Source organism: Pseudomonas sp. XP2, from assembly GCF_053557975.1.
This window is the reverse complement of record NZ_JBNRIK010000010.1, coordinates 43,212-66,443: the sequence shown is the minus strand read 5'-3', so window position 1 is coordinate 66,443 and position 23,232 is coordinate 43,212. Positions and strand designations below refer to the sequence as shown.

Annotated in this window: 16 protein-coding genes and 1 pseudogene; 2 read left to right on the top strand and 15 right to left on the bottom strand. The window is 58.3% G+C overall.

Annotated elements, in window-relative coordinates; all coding sequences use genetic code 11:
• Positions 1–16: 16 nt before the first annotated feature.
• The 3 genes from kdsA to copM form a co-directional block, all read right to left on the bottom strand.
• On the bottom strand, positions 17–889 hold the full coding sequence (gene kdsA, locus ACK1VC_RS13200; protein WP_003821131.1) for a 3-deoxy-8-phosphooctulonate synthase: 873 nt from the start codon (positions 887–889) through the stop codon (positions 17–19).
• Positions 890–1,063: 174 nt separating this feature from the next.
• Positions 1,064–1,321 (bottom strand): glutaredoxin family protein, encoded by a 258-nt coding sequence (locus ACK1VC_RS13195; protein ID WP_003821132.1) that lies wholly within the window; start codon positions 1,319–1,321, stop codon positions 1,064–1,066.
• A 10-nt stretch (positions 1,322–1,331) separates the two neighbouring features.
• Positions 1,332–2,033, bottom strand: a complete 702-nt coding sequence (gene copM, locus ACK1VC_RS13190) for a CopM family metallochaperone (RefSeq protein WP_003821133.1) — start codon at positions 2,031–2,033, stop codon at positions 1,332–1,334.
• A gap of 180 nt (positions 2,034–2,213) precedes the next feature.
• On the opposite strand from copM, the gene ACK1VC_RS13185 reads away from it, so the two are divergent.
• Positions 2,214–2,624 carry a hypothetical protein gene (locus ACK1VC_RS13185; RefSeq protein WP_012614065.1) on the top strand — a complete coding sequence of 137 codons (411 nt, stop codon included), beginning with the start codon at positions 2,214–2,216 and terminating at the stop codon, positions 2,622–2,624.
• A 155-nt stretch (positions 2,625–2,779) separates the two neighbouring features.
• Here the strand turns inward: ACK1VC_RS13185 and ACK1VC_RS13180 are convergent, their stop codons facing one another.
• The 3 genes and pseudogenes from ACK1VC_RS13180 to ACK1VC_RS13170 all read right to left on the bottom strand — a co-directional run bounded on the left by ACK1VC_RS13180 (position 2,780) and on the right by ACK1VC_RS13170 (position 6,542).
• Positions 2,780–3,475 carry a FadR/GntR family transcriptional regulator gene (locus ACK1VC_RS13180; protein ID WP_003821135.1) on the bottom strand — a complete coding sequence of 232 codons (696 nt, stop codon included), beginning with the start codon at positions 3,473–3,475 and terminating at the stop codon, positions 2,780–2,782.
• A gap of 104 nt (positions 3,476–3,579) precedes the next feature.
• A pseudogene (locus tag ACK1VC_RS13175) lies at positions 3,580–5,313 on the bottom strand (efflux RND transporter permease subunit); the annotation flags it as partial.
• Positions 5,310–6,542, bottom strand: a complete 1,233-nt coding sequence (locus tag ACK1VC_RS13170; protein WP_073661980.1) for an efflux RND transporter periplasmic adaptor subunit — start codon at positions 6,540–6,542, stop codon at positions 5,310–5,312. The pseudogene ACK1VC_RS13175 and the gene ACK1VC_RS13170, both read right to left, overlap by 4 nt.
• 119 nt (positions 6,543–6,661) lie before the next feature.
• On the opposite strand from ACK1VC_RS13170, the gene ACK1VC_RS13165 reads away from it, so the two are divergent.
• Positions 6,662–7,691, top strand: a protein-coding gene (locus ACK1VC_RS13165; protein ID WP_161789755.1) for an IS630 family transposase whose coding sequence is annotated in 2 segments (ribosomal slippage) — positions 6,662–7,116 and positions 7,115–7,691 — 1,032 coding nt in all. Because the reading frame shifts where the segments join, the coding sequence is not laid out codon by codon here.
• Between the two features lie 230 nt (positions 7,692–7,921).
• Here ACK1VC_RS13165 and ACK1VC_RS13160 read toward each other — a convergent pair.
• The 9 genes from ACK1VC_RS13160 to ACK1VC_RS13120 all read right to left on the bottom strand — a co-directional run bounded on the left by ACK1VC_RS13160 (position 7,922) and on the right by ACK1VC_RS13120 (position 23,198).
• On the bottom strand, positions 7,922–11,362 hold the full coding sequence (locus ACK1VC_RS13160; RefSeq protein ID WP_073661981.1) for a molybdopterin-dependent oxidoreductase: 3,441 nt from the start codon (positions 11,360–11,362) through the stop codon (positions 7,922–7,924).
• 14 nt (positions 11,363–11,376) lie between these two features.
• Positions 11,377–12,507, bottom strand: a complete 1,131-nt coding sequence (locus ACK1VC_RS13155) for an MFS transporter (protein WP_049285238.1) — start codon at positions 12,505–12,507, stop codon at positions 11,377–11,379.
• Between the two features lie 79 nt (positions 12,508–12,586).
• Positions 12,587–12,973, bottom strand: coding sequence for a MerR family transcriptional regulator (locus tag ACK1VC_RS13150; RefSeq protein ID WP_015912830.1), 387 nt, complete (start codon positions 12,971–12,973; stop codon positions 12,587–12,589).
• Between the two features lie 49 nt (positions 12,974–13,022).
• Positions 13,023–14,528 carry an efflux transporter outer membrane subunit gene (locus tag ACK1VC_RS13145; protein WP_003821143.1) on the bottom strand — a complete coding sequence of 502 codons (1,506 nt, stop codon included), beginning with the start codon at positions 14,526–14,528 and terminating at the stop codon, positions 13,023–13,025.
• 20 nt (positions 14,529–14,548) lie between these two features.
• Positions 14,549–17,725 carry an efflux RND transporter permease subunit gene (locus ACK1VC_RS13140; protein ID WP_012614062.1) on the bottom strand — a complete coding sequence of 1,059 codons (3,177 nt, stop codon included), beginning with the start codon at positions 17,723–17,725 and terminating at the stop codon, positions 14,549–14,551.
• A complete protein-coding gene (locus ACK1VC_RS13135) occupies positions 17,722–19,029 on the bottom strand; it encodes an efflux RND transporter periplasmic adaptor subunit (RefSeq protein ID WP_003821145.1) in 1,308 nt (435 codons plus the stop codon). The genes ACK1VC_RS13140 and ACK1VC_RS13135 overlap by 4 nt, the downstream gene beginning before the upstream one ends.
• 111 nt (positions 19,030–19,140) lie before the next feature.
• On the bottom strand, positions 19,141–21,855 hold the full coding sequence (locus ACK1VC_RS13130) for a heavy metal translocating P-type ATPase (RefSeq protein ID WP_012614060.1): 2,715 nt from the start codon (positions 21,853–21,855) through the stop codon (positions 19,141–19,143).
• A 166-nt stretch (positions 21,856–22,021) separates the two neighbouring features.
• A complete protein-coding gene (locus ACK1VC_RS13125) occupies positions 22,022–22,591 on the bottom strand; it encodes a DUF4148 domain-containing protein (RefSeq protein WP_034018378.1) in 570 nt (189 codons plus the stop codon).
• Between the two features lie 229 nt (positions 22,592–22,820).
• The gene (locus ACK1VC_RS13120) at positions 22,821–23,198 is read right to left on the bottom strand and encodes an ArsR/SmtB family transcription factor (RefSeq protein WP_003821152.1); all 378 of its coding nucleotides are present in this window, start codon (positions 23,196–23,198) and stop codon (positions 22,821–22,823) included.
• Positions 23,199–23,232: the final 34 nt, after the last annotated feature.

Genomic DNA, 23,232 nt, shown 5'->3' with positions numbered 1-23,232 from the left:
GAACGGGTGGCAAGCTTCAGTCGATCCGAAGAGGCTCGAACGACTTGACGAGTTGGTCCACCGCCTTGACCTGCCGCAGCAGCGGTTCGAGCGTGTCCAGTGGCAGAGCGCTGGGTCCGTCACAACGTGCATGCGCCGGGTCGGCGTGTGCTTCGAGGAACAAACCGCCAATGCCGACCGCCATGCCGGCCCGCGCGAGTTCGGGCAACTGTTGGCGACGCCCACCCGAAGCCAACGCATCCGCTTCTCGCCGCTGCAGGCTATGGGTTACGTCGAACACCAGTGGCAGGCCACTGCTGGCAACGCTCATTTCGCGGAAGCCCAACATGTCCACGACGAGATTGTCGTAGCCGAACTGCGTGCCACGCTCGCACAGCAGGACGCGCGGGTTGCCAGCCTCGTGCAGTTTGTGGACGACATGCCTGATCTGGCCCGGGCTGAGGAACTGCGGCTTCTTGACATTCACTACCCGACCGGTGCGGGCAATGGCGGCCACCAGATCGGTCTGCCGGGCCAGGAAGGCCGGAACTTGCAGTACGTCGGCAACGGCAGCGACCTGCATGGCCTGCTCAACCTCATGCACGTCGGTCAAGACTGGGCATCCGAACCGCGACTTGACCGCATCGAGGACCCGCAGCCCTTCCTCCAGGCCGACACCTCGGAAAGAATGGATCGACGAGCGATTGGCCTTGTCGAACGACGCCTTGAAAACGAAGGGTATCCCCAGCTTGCGCGTCACCTCCGCGAAGTGCTCAGCCGCAGCCAGGGTCGTATCGAGATCCTCGATGACGTTGATGCCGCCGAACAGCACGAACGGCAGGTCGTTGGCGACTGTGATGCCCTCGGAAATGGCGACGTGCAGGGAGGTGGCTGATGATGTCGATCGCATAAAAATTCCTCTCGTGATGTCAACGACCGCAGGCGAAAGCGCCGAGCGTCGTCGGCGAAGAATGCCTCACGGTCTTGAGCTTTGCGTGCAGACGCGTCCACAACAGCGCTTACAGGGTCCGACCGGGGTCCGCACCGGCGACTCCGCCCGTGACCACGGTCTTCCTTCAGCGGCTCACTGAAGACCGAGCGCCTTCATCAGCCTCGGCTTCTGGCTCGCGAAGGTGCCATAGAAGACCTCGTCGCCGACGATCGTGATCGGGGCCACGCGCACGCCGGTTCGTGACTTGGCCTCCGCGGAAATCTTCGGGTCGGTCAGGTCGCGCTCTTCAAACGCGATGCCCTGCTGGGACAACCACTCCTTTAGTGCCCGGCAGTCCGGGCAAGTTGGAGTGCTATAGATGAGGATGCGCGGGGTGTTGGCTTGGTTCATGGTCGTGCCTTCACTTGCCCCGAGCGACAAGCCAACTCTTCATCATGGCGATCTCGCCTTCCTGCGCGGAGATGACCTCCTGAGCCAACTTGCGGACCTCCGGGTTCTTGCCGTACTGCAGCGCCACCTTGGCCATGTCGATCGCACCCTGGTGGTGCGGGATCATGCCGCGCATGAAGTCCACATCGGCGTCGCCGCTGAAGTCGATCATCATGTCCGCATGCATGCGGTCGTTGCCGGCACGGTAGGCGGCCGTCGAGGCATCGCCCGAGCTGCCGGCCGCCGCCTGCTGGCCGTTGTCGCCCAGCCACTTGTTCATCATGGCGATCTCGCCTTCCTGCACGGTGATGACCTCCTGGGCCAGCTTGTGAACCTCCGGGTCCTTGCCGTACTGCAGCGCCACCTTGGCCATGTCGATCGCGCCCTGGTGGTGCGGGATCATGCCACGCATGAAATCGACGTCGGCGTTGCCAGTGAACTGCGCTCCCATCCCGGCGTGCATCTGGTCGTTCACGGCGCGATACGCGGTCGTGGAAGGACTGTCATTGGCCGAGGCGCTGGAGGGCATCGCGTGCCCTTGGTGACCTCCGCCCGCACTGGCCTGCATCGCTTCACCCGACGGGACGACCACCTTCTTCTGGACGGCCATCAGGCCGGCGGCGACCACGACGGCGCCCGCAATGAACAAGAGGCTGAACTTGTTGACCTTCATGAAAAAACTCCTTGAATGAGGTTGATGGGTTCACTGTAGGGCCTCCCATTGTTGGAAGGTCAAGCCCTTATTTCGCCCGTCACTTGGCGCTGCACGGCGGTGTGCCCATGCCCATTTCAGTTGCAAGTAATTCTCAACAAAGGTAGGATGTTAGGACGTTAATAGCGAGAGTCCAGGATCATGTCCCAGCAACCGAAAGTTCACGACACCAGCGATTTCCCCATCGTCCGCTTCGACGGCGCAAGCATCTACAACGGATACAGCAGCGCCTGGTGCGCGGAAATGGATGAACTCGTCGCCTGCGGAAAGCCCTTCGTGCTTATCTACGTCGCGGGAGGGCCAGAAGAGACTCTCGACGATCGCGCTCAGCGCGGCGTCTGGCTGAAGACTCACAAGGAGACGCTTGGCGGCACATTGCTCGCGCTCATCCACGTCGAACCGGATTCGGATAAGCGAGCCCAGTTGGAGGCCATGCTGCCAAAGCTCGTCCAGGCTTTCGGTACACCGCAGTCCACCCGGGCCACCCACGCCGATGCCGAGGCGCTGGCCCGGTATGTCCTGGCGGGTGGTCGCGTCGAAGATTCGATATGAACAGCACCGTCCGGTCGCTGTAGCGCACCAAGGGCCTATCCATGAGGACCGGCTACCGCGTGCTCTCCGGGAAACAACCCGCGTTCCGATCAACGGGGCCGGCGACCGGCTGCTCGATGGAAAGCGGCATTGCCAGCGCGGGAGTCGCGCTCGGATCAACCCGATTTCTCAAGTGCCGCAATCAGCGGAGCGACCACGTTCCGCACAGCCGCCGCAGCTGCTTCTCCATCCTGGCGCTCGATAGCATCCACGATCGCCTCATGGGTCGCGAGACCCGGCTCGGGCAGTTCCTTGTCCTTCAGCGCAGTCAGCGTGTTCATGCGGACCGAGTTCGCGAAGTAGCGGTACAGCTCAGCCAGCGCGCCGTTGCCGCACATCCCGGCGATCGCGCAGTGGAAAGCCGTATCGGCCTCGGCAAAGGCCGCGCTCGATGCGTGTTGCTCCTGCTCGCCGCGGGCCTTCAACAGTCGGCGCAGCAGCCCAACGTCCGCCTTGGACCGATGCACCGCGGCCAACCTGGCCGCCTCGGTTTCCAGCATGCAGCGCAACGCGAAGTGCTCTCGCAAGCCGGAACGCCCGACACGGCGCATGACCTCGGCCGGATCGATATTGGTTCGCACGTAGGTGCCATCACCCTGGCGGACTTCCAGGACCTGGCCGTGCGAGAGCACGCGAATGGCTTCCCGCACCGTGTTGCGGCCAACCTCCAGCATCTCGGCCAGTTCCTGCTCCCTGGGGATGCGCTCGCCGACCTTCCAGGCGCCTCCCTCGATCTGGCCGCGGATCAGCTCAATCGTCGAATCGACGAGCGAACGCCGCGGCGCCTGTGGGAGTGTGAAGCGGTTATTCATCGCGGTTCTCAAATGACGTAGAGACGGGAGCCCATCGGACCTCGATTGTAGCAACTCAGGCCTTATACATAGGATGATTCTATGTATTTGACAAAAGAGCAATATTTATCCTGAGCAGGCACAAAACCACCAGGAACCTGTTTGAAGCCCAGGAAGGTCAGTGCCAGAAAACCAGCATACAGAATGAGTACAATTGTACTTCCGCGAACGATACGTCGAATCGTCCCAACATAGGAATTCGACAGGCTATCAAAGAAACGGTTAAAACGACGGAAAAAAGATCCGAAAAAACGATCCATTACACGAGTCAACAAATCTTGCTTCTCTATACCTTGATGTGGTTTCAGTAGTACGGAAGCTAATGCCGGAGACAATGTTAAGGAGTTGATAGCCGATAAAATCGTTGAGATAGCAATCGTCAATGCAAATTGACGATAGAATTCGCCCTGAAGCCCCGAGAGGAATGCTGATGGAATAAACACAGCTGCCAGTACTGAGGTAATAGCCAGAATTGGCCCCGTTACCTCGTCCATTGCTTTTCTTGCGGCGTCTTTTGGTGAGAGTCCTTTTGCAATATGGCGCTCAACGTTCTCAACCACAACGATTGCATCATCAACAACAATACCAATTGAAAGAACCAGACCAAATAAAGATAGCGTATTGAGTGAGAACCCAAATACATCCATTAATGCAAACGTACCCACTAATGAAATAGGCACTGCGATCAATGGGATGATTGATGCTCTCCATGTTTGCAAAAATAGCATCACGACCAGCACAACTAATATTGTGGCCTCTAATAAAGTCGTCGTGACAGATTTCAGGGAAGCACTAACAAACACGGTCGGATCATAAGCGATACTGTACTGAATACCTTCCGGAAACCTTACTTTCAGGCGTTCCATTGTTGACCTTACCGATGCAGACACCTCAAGTGCATTGGCGCCCGGGGTCATAACAATCTGCATACCCACTGCATTTTTATTATTTAGTAAACTCCTCATGGAGTAGTTATCTGAACCGAGTTCAAGACGAGCCACATCACGCAAGCGCGTAATTTGTCCGTCATCTCCGGTTTTAATAACTATATCGCCGAACTGTTCCTCAGTAGTTAGGCGCCCTAAGGCATTCACAGTGACCTGGAATGATGACGATGCATTAGGTTGCTGTCCGACAGAGCCAGCCGCTACCTGAACGTTTTGTTCTTTAATCGCAGCAGTGACATCACTTGATGTTAACCCTCTGGAAGCCACTTTATTAGGATCTAACCATACTCGCATGGCATATTCCCCTTCACCTCCCAGCGCTATGCTTGCGACACCTGGTAAGCGTGAAAGCTCATCACGTACGTTTAACATTGCATAGTTAGAAACATAAAGTGGATCATAACGCTCATCAGGAGAGAACAAATGCACCACCATAAGAATATCCGGCGAGGTTTTTTCAGTCACAACCCCTATTTGCTGGACTTCCGTTGGTAGCCGAGGCAAAGCCCGTGATACCCGATTCTGAACCTGAATTTGCGCAATATCGGGGTCAGTTCCCTGTCTGAAAGAGATGGTTAAAATCATTCGGCCGTCAGAAGCAGTTTGAGAACTCATGTAAAGCATGCCTTCAACCCCATTGATGGCTTGCTCAAGCGGGGCGGCAACAGTATCTGCTATTACATTGGGGTTTGCTCCGGGGTAGCTTGCCGTTACCTGAACGGTTGGCGGTGTTACGGACGGATATTCACTGAGAGGAAGTTGAAAAAACGCTAAAGAACCCGCTATCAGCATAAAAACTGATAAGACAATTGCAAATATGGGGCGCTGGATGAAGAAATGAGGAAATTTCATTTACTACCTCCCTCATTTTTGCCATTCGATTTTTTAGATGCACCTTCAGGCTGCCTCTCAGGTACGCTCAACAGCGTTTGCATCGATACGATGTCTGGCGTAACGGCCATCCCCGGTCGTACGAGCCCTTTTATGATAATTTTTTCCCCGGCCTTCAGACCGTCGCTGATAACACGTAATCCATCGACCATTGGCCCCAACACTATCGGGCGATACTGCGCCTTATTATTGGCATCAACAACAAGGACATACTTATTGCCCTGATCTGTGCCTACGGCTTGATCGTTTACCAAAATTACTTTTTGCTCACTACCAGTGCCTAACTGAACTCTGGCAAATGCTCCAGGAGTAAGAAGACCATCAGCATTCGGGATAATAGCCCGGACACGAACAGTGCCGGTATTACGATCAATTTGGTTGCCAACAAAATCAAGCGCCCCCCCGTGCGGATACCCCTTCTCATTTGCCAGACCTATATGTACGGGTAATTTTTCGTTGCTACGTCCGACAACATCAGGCCGAGCCTTACTGACAGTATTGAGATATGTCGCTTCATCAATATCAAAATAAACATATAAAGGGTCGGACGAAACGATTGTTGTCAATAGAGTCGCGGCCCCCCCCTGGCTGCTGCTAACCAAGTTACCTTCAGTTACTAAAATCCGATCGATACGGCCATCAATTGGCGCAGTCACACGCGAGTATGACAAATCCAGCTTTGCTGCTTCGACTGCAGCCTTCGATACCTGAACCTGTGCAACGCGGGCATTTTTCTCAGAAGATGCATCATCATAGTCTTTACGCGAAACAGCACCTCCGTTTACCAGACGGCTAATACGCTCGTAATTGCGGCTTGCCTGGAACGCCTGAGCTTCTGCCTGTCGTAATTGCGCTTGTGCACTATCAAGCACAACCTGGTAGGGCCGCGGATCGATTTGAAATAACATCTGTCCTTTCTGAACCAGACTTCCCTCCGGCACCGTAACAGATTCGATTGCCCCTCCTACCCTGGGGCGTAGCTCCACTGTTTTAATAGCCGCTAAAGAACCGGTAAATTCAGCAGAAGGTATAATATTCCGTGATACGGCAACAGCCACGGGTACCTGTGGACCTGCAGGCGCATTTGCAGTTTTTTTTTGCGTTTCGCTTGCATCATCATTTGCAAGTACCACTTCTGTATTGGCTGTCACTGCAACTGCCATCAGCAATATCCCAACTTTCATTTTCATCATAACGATCCTTTCATTCACCAAAACTCTTCGGCCAGTCCGAAGTTGGCGTCTGTAGTAATACCAATTGTCTTAAAAGTTTGATCTAATAGTGGTATTCATATTCGAGTGATTTTGATATGCATACAGCCGACGACTTTAAACAATTAGCAAAGCAAACCTCCAACGGGCAACTGCGAACCCGCTATCTAGCTTTGTATCATTTCAAGAATGGGGAAACACGAACCCAGATAGCAACTTACCTTGGGGTTGCCAGAGGCAGTGTTAATACCTGGGTATCCAACTATCTGGCGCACGGACTTGAAGGTCTGCAATCCAAACCTAGTCCGGGTAGACCCTGTCAGCTCTCCGTCTCCCAGCGAGAACAGATCGCACATTTTATCAAAGAAAATGCGGTTAAAAAGGAGGGGGGGCGTTTGATTGCACAGGATGTACGACAATACATTAGCGACACCTTCCAAATCGATTATCAGTTGCGAAACGTATACCGCATCATGGATGCGCTCGGTTTCAGTTGGATAACCAGTCGCTCTAAACACCCTAAACAATCACAACAAACCCAGGACACTTTTAAAAAATTTCCTGCTGGAAACGATCCTTCACACTCCCGGTCATCTTCCTCTGGATCGCGTTGACGTCTGGTTTCAAGACGAAGCACGATTCGGTCAGCAAAATCAGACGTCCAGAATATGGGCAGCCAAGGGCAGCAGGCCAAGAGTAGTAAAGCAACAGCAATTCGATTATGGCTATGTCTTTGGGGCGGTGTGTCCGAGCAATGGTAATACTCAGGCGCTTATCAGCCCTCTTGTGAATAAAGAGGTGATGAAGCAGCATCTGAAATTAATAAGTGAAGCGACAGAGCCTGGGCGTCATGCCGTTGTTGTAATGGATGGCGCGGGCTGGCATACGATCGATACGGCCAGCCCATTTACCAATGTCAGTCTGTTAAAACTCCCACCTTATTCTCCGGAGCTGAACCCGATGGAGCAAGTATGGCAATGGTTACGGCAACGTTGCTTATCAAACCGCGTATTTCGAGGTTACGAAGAAATAGTGGAACAGGTCTCTCGCGCTTGGAATACATTCATTGCGGATGTTGAACGAGTCAAAAATCTCTGTTGGAGAGAGTGGATAAAGTTGGTCAATTAATTAATGCAATTGGTATAATTTCTTACAGGCTAAAGCTTGTAGTAACTGGAAGGTCAAGGGGGAGGATGATAAAAACTTAGAAAGATCGCACTGATAAAATTGATTAAATCGGCTATTGAGGTGAATTCGTACAAAAAATTGAAAATTGTTTAAAACATAATGTTATTCATAGAAAAAATCAGGCCACTGAAATGGCCTGATGTAAAGGATGCTAATAGCTAGTACTTACCTCAAGCATCAATCGTGATATCACCGGCAGGAATGCACTGACATGTCAAACATGCCCCCTCATCAGAGGGCTCCACACCATTCAGATGCTGTACGTTCCCTGCAATCACCCTAGTTGAACAGCTTTCACATTGTCCAACACGACAACCACTAGGCATTTGAATCCCAAGCTTTTCCCCAAAATTAAGTAGAGTACCTTTATCCGTGGTCCAAATCTCTGTTCTTCCTGATTTTGCAAAAATGACTTTATGACGTAATGAGGGATCATTATTTATTTTTGCTGGAGAACGAAATATCTCGTAGAAAATAGCAAATGCAGGTACACCTCTCTCCTGAAGCCCTCGCGATATCGCATCCATCATAGGCTGCGGACCACACATGTAATAACGAGCATTATTCTCAATAAGATATGCCTCGACATCTCCCGCACCAACGTAACCAGCTCTATCATAATCCAATCCTGGAATATCACAGTCGAGGGGCTGATTGTAGATATTAATTACTTTAAGCCTGTCAATAGACGCATTTAGCTCCGCAATTCTTTTCTTAAACGCATGTAGCCTACTATTTTGATTAGCATAGAAAAGCCAGATCTCCGGACCTTCCGCTTGGGGGTTAATAGACTCCAGATAGGAAATGAATGGAGTAATTCCAATACCGCCAGCAAAGATTACGACAGGCTGGACGGCATTGAGCGGGACAATGAAATTCCCCCCAGGAGGGGTAAGTTCAACATCCTTGCCTATCTGCAAATGCGTGTTTATGTAGGATGACATTATTCCTTCAACATACTCACCTTTCTCATCAGTCGCTTTCTGATGACGGACAGAAATGGAATAGGTTTTACGGTCATGAACAAACGCAGGGCCTGTCAGCGAATACGCCCGGGTAACGATCTCTTCAGAATCGCTCATCGGACAACAGCTAACAGTGATATGCTGGCCCGGTTCATAATCAGGTAAGTAGCCTTCACTGTTCGATTGGAAGGTAATTGTCGTAACATTATCTGCTTCTTTTTTCAGTTCAATGACTTTGAATGTTTTACGACCTTCCCAGGGGCGCCTTATCAGCTCAAAATCATTCAAGCGGCGAATGCGGCAGCGGAATGAACGCAAAGGTAAAGCACCGCTGACTGGATCATAGCTATCACCGCTGATTAAACTATTGTAATTGCTACTGTACTCACCTTTAACCGGGTATGAAGGTTTGCCAAAATCAGGACAAGCCTGCCACCACCCAAACTCAGCAATTACAGTTTCATGAGAGAGTTTGGCTTCCACTTTTGCTCTAAATCGAGCAAGACCTGCTCTCGTTTCAATTTCTACCCAATCCCCCGTCTTGATACCTTCTTCGTCAGCCAGAGTTGCCGAAATGTCTACCGTTGGATAAGGTGCTTTTTTTCGTAGGCTAGTCAGGCTTCGATGTTGGCTATGACAGAAGAATCCGCTTTTAACGGATGTCAGCATTAATGGATAATCAGGATCGTTGCGCTGGTATTCTTGCGGCTGTACATACTCAGGTAAAGGATTGTAACCATAGTGATGAAGGATCTCAGAGTAAAACTCTGCACGTTTTGTTTCTGTATTGAAACCTGCCAGATATCCACTATTTGGGTCTCTGAAAGCATATTTTCTGACTTTATGCTCAAGCGGGATATCGTAACCTTCTGGCTTATTTCTGAGCATCTCAACAGTCAAACCTAATGGTTCTAGTTGATAATTCCAGGCTGCCTCAATATTGCCGTCGAAGAACGCTTCATTCATTCCTAACCGGCATGCAAGATCGAAAACAATCTCAAGGTCGGAACGGCTTTCACCGCGCGGAGAGACCATTTTTTTTCTCAACTGAATGTGGTCCTGAGCAGCAGCACTACTTTCAAACCCGGTTCTTAGGCCTTCGCGCTCCCAGGCAGTGTTAACTGGCAGAAGGATATCAGCATACTTTGATGTAGGCGTTTCAAACAAATCTACATGGGCATAAAACTCAAGCGCCTCAAGCGCCTGTTGTCCGAGAGAAGTATCACTTTGTGAAAGTAATATGTTGGCACCAAAGCCAATTAACCCGCGAATTTTATAGGGTGTACCTTCTAATACTGAATGCCAGATATCCTGAGAATGAACCCAACCTTGTGAAGGCGGCCCGATAGGCCTTTCTTCAAGGCCTAATGCTTTATCCCATTGTGATTTAGGCATCAATGTCGGTGAATTAACCACATTTACCGGGTGGCTGGCATAGATTCGATTACATCCTTCCTGATCGAAACAACCGGTTAAAGCATACAGTGTCGCAATCGCACGTTCTGTTTGGGTGGCATTAGTGTGTTGAGCCACTCCAGACCAACTGTGGTAGGCGATTTTCTTGGCCCCGGCAATCAAACTCGCAGCGGCTTCAATTGACGCAACAGATACCCCGGTGATACGGCTTACGTTTTCTGGGTCATAATTAGCCAACATATCTTTAAAAGATGAAAACGCCGTTTGGCAGGAAATTTTTGCACCATCAGCTATTGCGACTTCAACATTGCCCTCAAGTGCAGCTGTAGGCATCAGCGTTTCTTCAGTTCGAGTCTCGGAATCGATAAATGTGACTTGCTGGTTGTGTTCGTCCCAAACTGTATAGCGATTACTGATGGCAAGTGGGTTAATATCTTTTTCCCGAAGAAAATAACCATTATCATTTCGAACCAACAAAGGACCATTAGTCCAGTTTCGAACAAACTCATGATTAAACAGGTTTCGTTCTACCAGGAGATGGCTTAACCCCAAAGCTAATGCACCGTCAGTTCCAGGATTGACATCAAGCCAGGCATTTGCTTCTTTCGCTAAGGGTGTCGGGCGAGGATCCACGACAATCAGTTTTGCGCCGTTATTTCGACCAGTACCAATCGCACTAGCCTGGGCAAGCCAAGTATTCGCGGGGTTATGCCCCCAAAGAAGAATAAGATCGGCATGGGAATAATCAGCAACAGGAATGCCGCAGCCAAAGGTCCATCGATGTGCAACGTCTTTATGCCAGTTACATATCTCAGTTCCATAGCTGGTATTTGGGCTGCCATAGATACGAACAAATCGCTCTAACCATTCAATTGCATCACTGAGGGGGGTACCGCTTGGGCTCGTAAAGCCGAAAGCGACAGATTCAGCTCCATCCTCTCGTTTAAATTTTTCCAGTTGTCCGGCTATCGTTGACATAGCCTCTTCCCAACTTATACGTTGCCAGCCCGGATCCTCTGCACCTTTAGGATGAGTTCTCTTCATCGGGTACAGAATTCTATTTGCGCTGTCCACCAGCTCAGGTGCCGCTTTCCCCTTCATACACATGGCCTTACCATTAGGGTGTTCAGGGTTAGCCCGTACCTTGATCAGGTGGTCATTTGCTACTTCACTCAGCGTCCCACACCGCGAACGGCAAAGTGTGCAATATCCGGGAATAATATCTGACATTGGAAACCTCACTACTAAAAACAGTTAATATTCTTTAAAATTGCCGACGGCCTGTGCTTCGTTGCGCGCGACATGCGATTTTCCACCACGGCCGCCGTGGCGGCGAAGACGAAGAAGTCGTTCATGCCCTGCGCCTTGCCCCGCTCGGCCGGGGTGTGGCAGTCGGTGACCATCGCCGTGGCGCCGATGAAACTCAAATTCCAGCCGATGCCCAACAGCGCCAGCGAGCCCCAGAAGTGGGACAGGCCGAGCCCGCCCAGGGCCACCACCCCGGAGGCGGCGAGCAGCACCATGCCGACGGCGGTCACGCGCTCCTTGCCGTAGCGCACCATCAGTCGCCCGGTGAAGAAGCTCGGCCCGAACATCGCCAGCAGGTGCCACTGTATTCCTAGGGCGGCGTTGTCCACCGAATGCCCGTGGTTGACCATCGCCACCGGCGCGGCCGTCATCACGAACGCCATCACCCCATAGGACACCACGCCCGCAGCCACGGCCAGCAGATAGCGCGGCATCGCCAAGAGCTGCAGCACCGTCCGACCGCTATCGGCGACTGCTTCGGCCTGGGTCTGGCTCGGCGTGCGCAGCATCAGCAGGATCGGCAAGGCGATCAGCGGCAGCAGCGCCTGGCTGAGGAAGCTGCCAACGTAGGGCGTGCCCGCTACCGCATCGCGCGTGAAGATCACCAACTGCGGCCCGATGATGGCGCCCGCGAGACCGCCCACCATGACCCAGGAAATGGCCTTGGCCTTAAGCGCGTCCTCGGCGGTGTCGGCGGCTGCGAAGCGGTAGCTCTGCACATACGCGCCGTAGAAGCCCGCCAGGAAGGTGCCGGCGCAGAAGATCCAGAACGAGGCCAGCATGATGCCCAACGCGGCGATCAGGCCCGAGGCCACGCCGAAGCCGACCCCCACCACGTATCCGTTGCGGCGGCCATGGTGCCGCATGATGAAGGCGGCAGGCAAGGTGCCGATGGCAAGACCCAGGCCGAACAGACTCACGGGCAAGGTGATCCAGGCCGAATTCTTGGCAAGCTGCTGGCCGACCAGCCCACCCAGCGACATCACGATGGGCGCGCTGGCGCCGCCGAGCGCCTGCGCGGCGGTGAGAACGCCGATGTTTCGGCGCGTGATGCTCTGGTCGGTCATGGGCGTCTTTCTTATTCGTTTGTCTGGCCGGAAATATTACACGCATGAATATATATTCAGTTATATGGACATGCGATGCTCACGAACCATCGCGAGCCGGTCCATCCTCGGAAGCCCCGGCGGAAGCAGCACCGTGCAGGGCCAATGCGAGCAGGTGCTCTTTCACCTGGATCAGTTGCTCCATGCGTTCCTCAACACAGGCGAGATGGCCTTGGACAGCCTGCCTTAGCAGCTCAGGTTCCAGGAACCCCTCATGTGCCCAACCCAGTAGGCGGCGCACGTCATCCAGGCCGATTCCCGAGGCACGGTAGTTGCGAATCAGGTGAAGCCGTTCGACATGGGCCGGGCCATAGCGCCGATAGTTGTTGCGTGACCGCTCCGGGGCTTGCAACAGGCCCTCCCGCTCGTAGAACCGAATGTTCTCCGGGGGGGTGCCCGTCAAGCGCGCAAGTTCACCGATCCTCATCCGGTTCTCCGTGCGCAACGATGGGGAACGCCGCCGTTGCGCATAGCCCTTATCCCGGCGACCGGGCGGATGGTTGCCCGGTGGCGCCCGATTGCACCGTGTGCTCAGTCCAGCCGCCACCCAGCGCCTTGTAGAGGTGGATGAGGTTGTTCAGCCGCGTCAGGCGCGTGCGCACCAGGGTCTGCTGCGCACCGTACTGTGTGCGTTGCGCATCGAGCAAGGTGAGGTTGTCGTCCACGCCTTCCTGGAAGCGTTGCTCGGCTAGTTGGTAGGCTTTCTGGCTAGCCGCTACCAGGAGCTGCTCCGAGCGGATCTGCTCATCAAGCGTGCGCTTGCCCGCCAAGCCGTCAGCCACCTCAGCAAAGGCCGCCTGGATAGACTTCTCGTAGTTGGCGATTTCGATCCTCTTTTGTACCTGTGCCACGTCCAGATTGGCTCGCAACGCGCCGCCGCGGAAGATGGGCAGCGTGATCTGCGGCAGGAAGCTCCAGGCCCGCGAGCCCGAATCGAACAGGCCGTCCAGCGAAGCGCTGGCCGTGCCCGCCGAGCCCGTGAGGCTAATCGTCGGGAAGAACGCGGCCCGCGCCGCGCCGATGTTGGCGTTGGCGCCGATCAGCATCTGCTCGGCGGCGCGGATGTCCGGCCGACGCGCGAGCAGTTCGGACGGCAGGCCGCTCGGCAGGTCGGTCGGCACGATGTCGTCCGGCAGCGCCACGGCCTCGTCAAGCTGCCGGGACAGCTCCGGCGTCAGCGGCTGGCCCAGCAGCAGCACCAGCGCGTTGCGGTCCTTGGCCGCCTGCCGCGTGTAGGCGGCGCGGTTGGCCTCGGCGGTGCGCAGCGCGATCTCCGCGCGGCGCAGGTCGAGCTGCGTGGAATTTCCCGCTTCCACCAGTTGGGTGGTCAGGTCATAGGAGCGCTTCTGTGTGGCGAGGGTGTCGCTCGTCAGGCGCAGCAGTTCCTGGTCGGCGCGCAGCGTGAGGTAGGCGCTGGCCACCTCGGACACCAGGCTCATCTGCGTGGCGATGCGGGTCTCGTCGAGGGCCAGGTAGGACGCCAGCGCCCGGTCGTTGAGGCTGCGGATGCGGCCCCACAGGTCCAGCTCCCAGGCGGCCGTCACCCCGGCCACGTCGTAGCGCCGGAGCACGTCGCTTTGCCCCGTGGTACTGAGGTCGGCCGGTACGCGCTCTGACGCGCCGCGGGCGGAAACGCCCAGGTTCGGCAGCATCTCGGCACGCTGGATACGGTACAGCGCCTGAGCCGCCTCCACGTTGAGCGCGGCTTTGTGCATGTCGCGGTTGTTCTCCAGCGAAATGCCGATCAACTGCTGCAGCAGCGGGTCGCGGAAGAAGTCCCGCCAACCGATCTCGGCCGTGATCGCGTCGTCGGGCGTCGCGGCCGCCAGTTCCACATAGGCCGCGCCCGAGGGATAGGCCGTGTCGATCGGCGCTGCGGGCCGGTCATACTTCGGTGCCATGGAGCAGCCAGCCAGCGCCGCCGCGAGGGCGAGCGGCGCCAGCGTCCTGGCGGGTCGTGTGAATGCGAAAGATGTTTTCATGTCGTATGTCCTCCTGGCCGTCATGCGTGCTGGTCGGTCATGCCGCCACGGGCATGGCGCGCTTCGCGGCGCAGCGCCAGCTTGCGCACCACAACGTAGAACACCGGCGTCAGCACCAGGCCGAATACCGTCACGCCCAGCATGCCGGCGAACACCGCGATGCCCATGGCGTGGCGCATCTCGGCGCCCGCACCGCTGGCCAGCACCAGCGGCACCACGCCAGCGATGAAGGCGAACGACGTCATCAAGATCGGGCGCAGCCGCAAGCGCGCGGCTTCGAGCACGGCTGCCAGCGGATCGGCCCCTTCGCTTTCCTTCGCGCGGGCGAACTCCACGATCAGGATCGCGTTCTTGGCAGCCAGGCCGACCAGCACCACGAAACCGATCTGCGTGAAGATGTTGTTGTCGCCCCCAGAGAGCCAGACGCCGGCGATCGCCGAGAGCAGCGCCATGGGTGCAATCAGCAGCACAGCGAACGGCAGCGACCAACTGTTGTACTGGGCCGCCAGGAACAGGAAGGCGAGCAGCACCGCCAGCGCGAAGATGTAGATCGCCGTGTTGCCAACCCGTTTTTCCTGGAAAGTCAGGTCCGTCCATTCGTAGGTCATACCGTCCGGCAGCGATTCGCTCACGATCTTCTCAATCGCGGCGGTGGCCTGGCCGGACGAGTAGCCCGGCGCTGGCCCGCCGCTGATGTCGGCCGAGGGAAAGCCGTTGTAATGCATCACCCGGTCGGGGCCGGAACTGCGCTCGATGGTCGCGATCGCGCTCAGCGGGATCATGTCGCCCGCTGCATTGCGCACCTTGAGCATGCCTATGTCCTCAGCCTGCATGCGGAACTGCGCATCGGCCTGGGCCATGACCCGGTAGGTGCGACCGAAGCGGTTGAAGTCGTTGACGTAGAGCGAGCCAAGGTTGACCTGCAGGGTGTCGAACACCTCGGTCAGCGATACGCCCTGCGACTTGGCCTTCACCCGGTCGATGTCCACCTGCAACTGCGGCGCATTGGTCTGGAAGCTGGCGAGCATGTTCGCCAGCTCGGGCGCCTGCATGGCCTTGCCCATGATCTGGCCCTGTGCCTGCGCAAGCGCCTCGGGACCCAGGCCCGCCCGGTCCTCGATCTGCAGCTTGAAGCCGCCCATCGAACCCAGGCCCGGCACCGGCGGCGGCGGGAAGATGCCAACGAAGCCGTCCGGGATCTGGCTGAACTTGCCCATGAGCTTGCCCTGGATGGCGAAGGCCGACAGCGACGGGTCCTTGCGCTCATCGAAGGGCTTGAGCATGGCGAACATCAGCGCGGTGTTCGGCTGGTTCACCGGTCCATTGACCGACAGGCCCGGGAAGGCCACCACGCTCTCGACGCCCGGCTCAGCCAGTGCGATCTTGGTCATCTCCTTGACGACCGCCTCGGTGCGATCCAGCGAGGCGCCGGTCGGAAGCTGGGCGATGCCCACGAGATAGTACTTGTCCTGGGCCGGCACGAAGCCCGCAGGCACCTTGTGGAAGCCCAGCCAGGTCAGGCCCAGGAAGCCGACGTAGAGCAGCAGCACGATGGCGCTGCCGCGCACCGCGCGGCGCACGCCCCCGACGTAGGAATTCGAGGCGCGATCGAAGAAGCGGTTGAAGCGGCGGAAGAAGCCGCCGAACACGCCGTCGATGATGCGCGTGAGACGATCGGGCTTGGCCGCGCCGTGGTGCGGCTTGAGCAGGATGGCGGCCAGCGCTGGCGACAGCGTAAGCGAGTTGATCGCCGACAGGATGGTCGAGAACGCGATGGTCAGCGCGAACTGGCGATAGAACTCGCCCTGCAGCCCCGACAGGAACGCCGAGGGGATGAAGACCGCTGCCAGCACCGAGGTGATGGCCAGGATCGGGCCAGTCACTTCATCCATCGCCTTGCGCGCCGCATCCTTGGGCGATTCGCCCAGCGCCATGTGGCGCTCCACGTTCTCCACCACCACGATGGCGTCATCCACCACGATGCCGATGGAGAGCACGAGGCCAAACAGCGACAGCGTGTTCAGCGAGAAGCCGAACATGTGCATCACCGCGAACGTGCCGACCAGCGAGACCGGCACGGCGATCAGTGGAATGATCGACGCGCGCCAAGATTGCAGGAACAGCACCACCACGATCACCACCAGGAGGATGGCCTCCAGCAGCGTGACGGCGACGGACTGGAGCGAGGCGCGCACGAAGACTGTGGGGTCGTAGGCGATCTTGTACTCGATGCCTTCGGGGAACTTGGCCTGCAGCCGCTCCATCGTCGCGCGCACCGCGCTGGACGTGTCCAGGGCATTGGAGCCGGGCGTCATCAGGATTTGCAGGCCGACCGCGTTCTCGCCGTCGAGCTGGCCGCGCATGGTGTAGTTGTCCGAGCCCAGTTCCAGGCGTGCGACGTCGCGCAGGCGGGTCACCTGGCCGTTGGCGCCGGCCTTGATCACGATGTCGCCGAACTGCTCTTCGGTGGTCAGGCGCCCCAGCGCATTGACGCTGACCTGGAAGGCGGCCGACGCATTCGGCTGCTGGCCGATCGAGCCGGCTGCGACCTGCACGTTCTGCTCGCGGATGGCGGCGACCACATCGCTGGCGGTCATGCCCCGCGATGCGACCTTCTCGGGGTCGAGCCAGACGCGCATTGCGTACTCGCCTTCACCGCCGATGATCACGTTGGCGATGCCCGGCAGGCGCGCCAGTTCGTCGCGCACGTTGAGCATCGCGTAGTTGGACACGTACAGCGGGTCGTAGCGGTCCCCCGGCGAGAGCATATGCACCACCATGAGAATATCGGGCGCGGTCTTGTCGGTGACCACGCCGATGCGCTGGACCTCGGGCGGCAACCGGGGCAGCGCGCGTGAGACGCGGTTCTGCACCTGGATCTGCGCGACGTCGGGGTCGATGTGCTGCTCGAACGAGATGGTCAGCACCATCCGCCCGTCCGTGGACATCTGGGACTGCATGTACATCATGCCTTCCACGCCGTTGACCGCCTGCTCCAGCGGCGATGCCACGGTGTCGGCGATCACCTGCGGGTTGGCGCCGGGATAGCTGGCGGTGACCTGCACCGTCGGCGGCGTGACCTGGGGGTACTCGCTCAGGGGGAGCTGGAAATAGCTGATCGCGCCCGCGATCAGCATCAGCACCGACAGGACGATGGCGAAGATCGGCCGGTTGATGAAGAAGCGGGGGAAATTCATTTGCGGGCCTCCGCCGAGCCGGCCGCGCCGTCAGCCTTGGCGGGGTCCGCGCCACCGGCCTTGGCAGGCGCCGCAGCGGGAGCCGGAGCGTTTGCCGCAGCCTTGGTCGCGCCGGTCGCGCCGGCGGCCGGTGCCGCGGGCGCCTGCATGGGCACCATGCGCGGCGTGACCGCCATGCCGGGGCGCACGAGGCCCTTGATGATGATCTTCTCACCGGCCTGCAGGCCGCCGTTGATGACGCGCAGCCCGTCCACCACCGGCCCCAGTTCGATGGGCCGGTACTGGGCCTGGTTGTTCTCGCCCACGACCAGCACGTAGTTGCGCCCTTGGTCGGTGCCCACGGCCTGATCGTCGATCAGGACGGCCTCGCGCGCCGCGCCGGTGGACAGCTTGGCCCGGGCGAACATGCCGGGTGCCATGCGCCCATCCGGGTTGGGCACAACGGCGCGCGCGCGGATCGTGCCGGTGCTTCGGTCAATGGTGTTGCCCACGAAGTCGAGCGCGCCCCTGTGCGGGAAACCCTTGTCCGTGGTCAGCCCGACCTGCACGGGCAGCGAAGCCTTGCTACCGGCGCCCGCAGCGGGCCGCGAGCGGCTGACGACGTTGAGATAGGTGGCCTCATCAATGTCGAAGTACACGTGCAACGGGTCGATGGATACGATCGTGGTCAGCAGCGTGGCCGCGCCGGCGCCGCCACCGCTGACCAAGTTGCCCTCGGTCACGAGCACGCGGTCGACGCGCCCGGCGATGGGCGCAGTGACGCGGGCGTAGGACAGGTCCAGCTGAGCCGCAGCAACGGCGGCCTTAGCCGCCTGCACCTGAGCCTGGCGCGCGTTGCGTGCGGAGGCGGCATCGTCATAGGTCTTGCGCGCGACGGCGCCGGTCGCCACCAGGCGCTCGGCGCGGTCAAAGTCGGCCTGGGCCTGGCTGGCCAGCACCTCGGCCTGACGCAGTTGCGCCACGGCCGTGTCGAGCGCAACCTGGAACGGCCTCGGGTCGATCTGGAACAGCAGTTGGCCCTTGCGCACGAGGCTACCTTCGGGAACGCTCACCGCATCGACGGCGCCGCCGACCCGCGAGCGCAGCTCGACGGTCTTGGGCGCGGCCAGGAAGCCGGTGTACTCGGCCGATGGCGCGACCGTGCGGGTAATGACCTCGGCCACGGGCACCTGCGGCGCCATCGGCGCGCCCGCCGGGGGCGCCGCGGCCTTGCCCTCGTCCTTGGCGTCGCGGGCAGCGATCGCTATCCCCCCGACGGCTGCGATGACGCCTGCCACCACAATGATTCTGATTTTTTTACGCATGGAAGTGACCCTTTCTTGGATGCAGGACTCCGGCCCTTCCGAAGCGCTCTGCAGACATTTGTGTGGAGGCTAGGCGTTACAACGACGGCAAGGTCAAGCCCTCTTGTTGCCTCAGCGGGCAGACGGCACGGACAAGGTGGTGGGACGCCCGGCGTCGTCGCCGTGGTTGGCCTCCGGCGCGCCCTTGAAGCGCAGCAGGCGCAGTGCGTTCAGCGTGACCAGGGCCGTGGCGCCGGTGTCGGCCAGCACGGCAACCCACAAGCCGGTGATACCCAACACGGTGGTGACCAGGAACAAGCCCTTGAGGCCAATGGCGAATACGACGTTTTGGTGAATGTTGGCCATCGTCGCCCGCGACAGGGCCACCAGGTGGGCCACGTCCGTGACGCGGCTCTTGAGCAGCGCGGCATCGGCGGTTTCCAGCGCCACGTCCGTGCCGCCGCCCATGGCGATACCCACGTCGGCGGTCGCCAGGGCCGGCGCGTCGTTGATGCCGTCGCCGACCATCGCCACCTTGGCATCACGCTTCATCTCGTTGACCAAGCGCAGCTTGTCCTGCGGCAGCAGCTCGGCCTCCCACTCGATGCCCAGCTTGCCGGCGATCGCCTGCGCGGTGCGGCGGTTGTCGCCGGTCAGCATGACCGAGCGCACGCCCATGGCGTTGAGCTGGGCCACGCCTTCGCGCGCGTCGCGGCGGGGCTCGTCGCGCAGGGCCAGCAGGCCCAGAACGTTCTTGCTGGCTTCGTCGAACAGGACCACCACGGTCTTGCCGCCATCCTCCAGCTTGTCGATTTCCCTGCGGTGCGCGGCTGTCAGCGTGGCCGTCTGTTCCGCATGGGCGGGCGATCCGACAGCGAGCGCACTGCCGTTCACGGTGGCGCGCACCGCCTTGCCGGCAATGGCCGATGCGCCCGTGGCCTGGGGAATCGCCACGTCCAGGCTCTTGGCATGGGCGACAATGGCCTTCGCCAAGGGATGGTTTGAGCCGGACTCGACAGCGGCGGCAAGCGCAAGGACCTGTTGATGCTTGAACAGCCCGAAGGGCAGGACCTCGGTGATGCGCGGCTTGCCCTCGGTCAGCGTGCCAGTCTTGTCGAAGGCAATGGCGCGCACGCGGCCGATGGTTTCCAACGCGTTGCCACCCTTGATCAGCAGGCCCCGTCGCGTGGCCACCGCAAGGCCCGAGGCGATGGCCGCCGGTGTGGAGAGCACCAGCGCACATGGGCAGGCAATCAACAGCAGTGCGAGGCCGCGGTACAGCCAGGTACCCCAGTCGCCACCCATGGCAAGTGGCGGAACCACCACGATCAACGCCGCGATGGCCATGACGGCAGGGGTGTAGTAGCGGCTGAACTTTTCGATGAAGCGAGCCGTGGGCGCCTTGGAGGACTGCGCCTGCTCCACCAGTTGGATGATGCGAGAAATGGTGTTGTCCGATGCCGTCTTCTCGACTTGTACTTCGAGCACGCCATCGACGTTGATGGAGCCGGCGAACACGTCGGCACCGATAGCCTTTTGACGCGGTACGGACTCGCCGGTGATAGGCGACTCGTCCAGGCTGCTTTCACCGCGGAGGATCTTGCCGTCCGCAGGCACCCGGTCACCAGGGCGCACCAGCACGCGGTCGCTCACGCGCAGGGAAGCGGCGGGCACTTCGCGCTGCCCGCCCGCGGCATCGAGCAGTACCGCCGTCTTAGGCACCAGGGAGGCCAGCGCCTTGATGCCGGCGCGCGCGCGGCCGGCGGCCACGCTTTCCAGCAGCTCGCCGATCGCGAACAGGAACACCACGGCAGCAGCTTCCTCGGCCTCGCCTATCACGAGCGCGCCCAGCGAGGCGACGACCATCAGCGTTTCGATAGAGAACGGCGAGCCTGACACAGCCAGCGCGAAGGCTTTGCGAGCGAACGGCAGCACGCCCGCGATCACCGCAGCGGCGAAGATCCATTCAGCGTAGCCAGGAACGAACTGCGCGATCGCGTAGGCCGAGCCCATCAGGCCGCCCAGGCCCAGCACGTGCTTGCCTTTCTTCGTCTGCCACCAGCGCTGATGGCGCGCCGTCGATGCTGCTGCTGGGGCCGCGGGTGCTGAGCCATCATGGCGGCGCACGTCGGAGACGCCGAAGCCCAGGCTCTTGATGGTCTTCTCGATGTGGCCGAGCTGCGTGGGGCCGCCAGACGCGAGCGTCAATTCCAGCGTTTCTGCGGTGAAGTTTATGCGGGCATCGGACACGCCATCCATGCGAGCGAGCGCCGTTTCGATCTTGCCGACGCAACTGGCGCAGTCCATGCCCTCGACGCGCATGGACACGTTGGGGGGCGTGCTGGGTGCTCCACGGGAGGCAGAGGCCGGCGCATGGTCATGCCCGCTGCAGGCCCCGTGATCGTGACCGTGGTCATGGGCATGGGCATGGCCGTGAGCATGGCCATGCCCATGGTCATCACCGCACGCTTTGCCGTGCGAATGATCGTGCCCGTGGTCGTGGGCATGCCCATGGTCATGGTGGCCGCCGCAGCCGGCGTGGTCATGCGCGTGGGCCGCATGGCACGGTGCAGGTGCTGCGGACATTTCGGACGCGGGCAGTGCCTGCACGTCGAAGCCCAGGGACCGGATTTTCTTGGCAATGTCGCGTGCAGTATTTCGGCTACTTGTGCTGCGCGTCAACGTCAGCGTCTCATTTGTAAAATTAACCTGTACATTTGATACGCCATCAATTCGACCAAGCGCTGTTTCAATCTTGCCGACGCAACTGGCGCAATCCATACCTTCGACCCGAAAGCCCAGTTGTTCGTCCTGCGCTCCTGTGCCGTCCAATGTTTCCAAAGACATATCAATCTCCTGGTTCTCTGAGTAATCGCCGTGGCAGGACGCACAAATCAGCGATCGGAATGTTATGCAAACAAATGAACACTTGTTTGTATGTTTATTCAAAAAAAAGAAAGAATCTCTTTCTGGCTGAACCATCCGACCGCTGCTTTATGCAGCTGCCATTAAGTCATTTTTTGTTGCGCAGCATCTGGTAGGTTTCAAATGCGGTGCGGTAGGCATCACTATAGGTATCAGGCGTCTGCTCACCAGCCCAGAATCCAGCCATTCCCGCAACCTGCCAATCTGCCAAATCACTCTTTACTTGAGCACGAGTCAATGCCACCGGAGCCTTGTAAGCCGCAACCAGCTTGAGCTGGAGATAGCTCTCGTAGGCTTGTTGGTAGGCTTGGGTGTGCGAAGCGGTGGTGATTCCGCGCGAGGTGAACGCGTGCATGCCGGAGATTTTCCACAGTTCCAAATCAGCCATCACTTCAGCACGAGTCTTTCCTGCTGAGGGCGCCTGATACATATCACCTTGGGTCAATTGCAAGTAGCGCTGAAAGGCAGCCTGGTATTGAGGGCTGAACGTATCCGGGCCGCTTTCGCCGCGAGACAACGCTTCCAACCCAGATTGCCTCCAAGCAGCCAGATCCTCCTGGACCTGTTGCCGTGTCATATCTGCGGCGAACGGTTGAGCGTTTACTCCAGCAGCAAAAAGTGCGGAAAGCAGAACAGCAAAGCGAATTTTCTTGGACATGGTCAATACTCCTTGACGTTAAAAATAATGGCGTGGTCCTTACGCCTTTCGGATACCCCGTAGACAAATAATAACACACATGAAGATATGTTCAAGTGTTTATTTTTAGAGTGCTTTTTGCTTGGGGTCTTCTAGGCATTCAGCAAGGCGCGCCGGTGTCTCTCTAGATTAATAGCCAAAAAAAGCCTACCCCTTGAAGGCGTAGGCCGGCGCGCACTCACATGTTCAGTCAATCGTCGTGTCTGTCCTCCGAAATGTGAACCGCCATGTCCTGGAGTACCTGGCTGACGTGCTGGTCGGCAATGCCGTAGAAGATGTGCTTGGCTTGGCGCTCGCCGCGCACGAGGCGCGCGCCGCGCAACAGGCGCAGGTGATGGCTGACCAAGGACTGCGACAGGTCTAGCGAGCCAGCAATGTCGCCCACTGCGACCGATCCGCGCATGCACTGCAACAGGATTTTCAATCGCGATTGGTCGCCCAGCAGGCGGAAGGTCTCTGCCAGAACAGCGACGTCACTTTGCGATAGTGCGAGGACATCAGTGGTCGTGCCGTGGTTAGAGGTCGAACATTGCACAATAGCGGCGCTGGTGGTTTTGCGGGATGTCATGGATTCAAACCCTCAAGTGAACTGCGAACCGTCT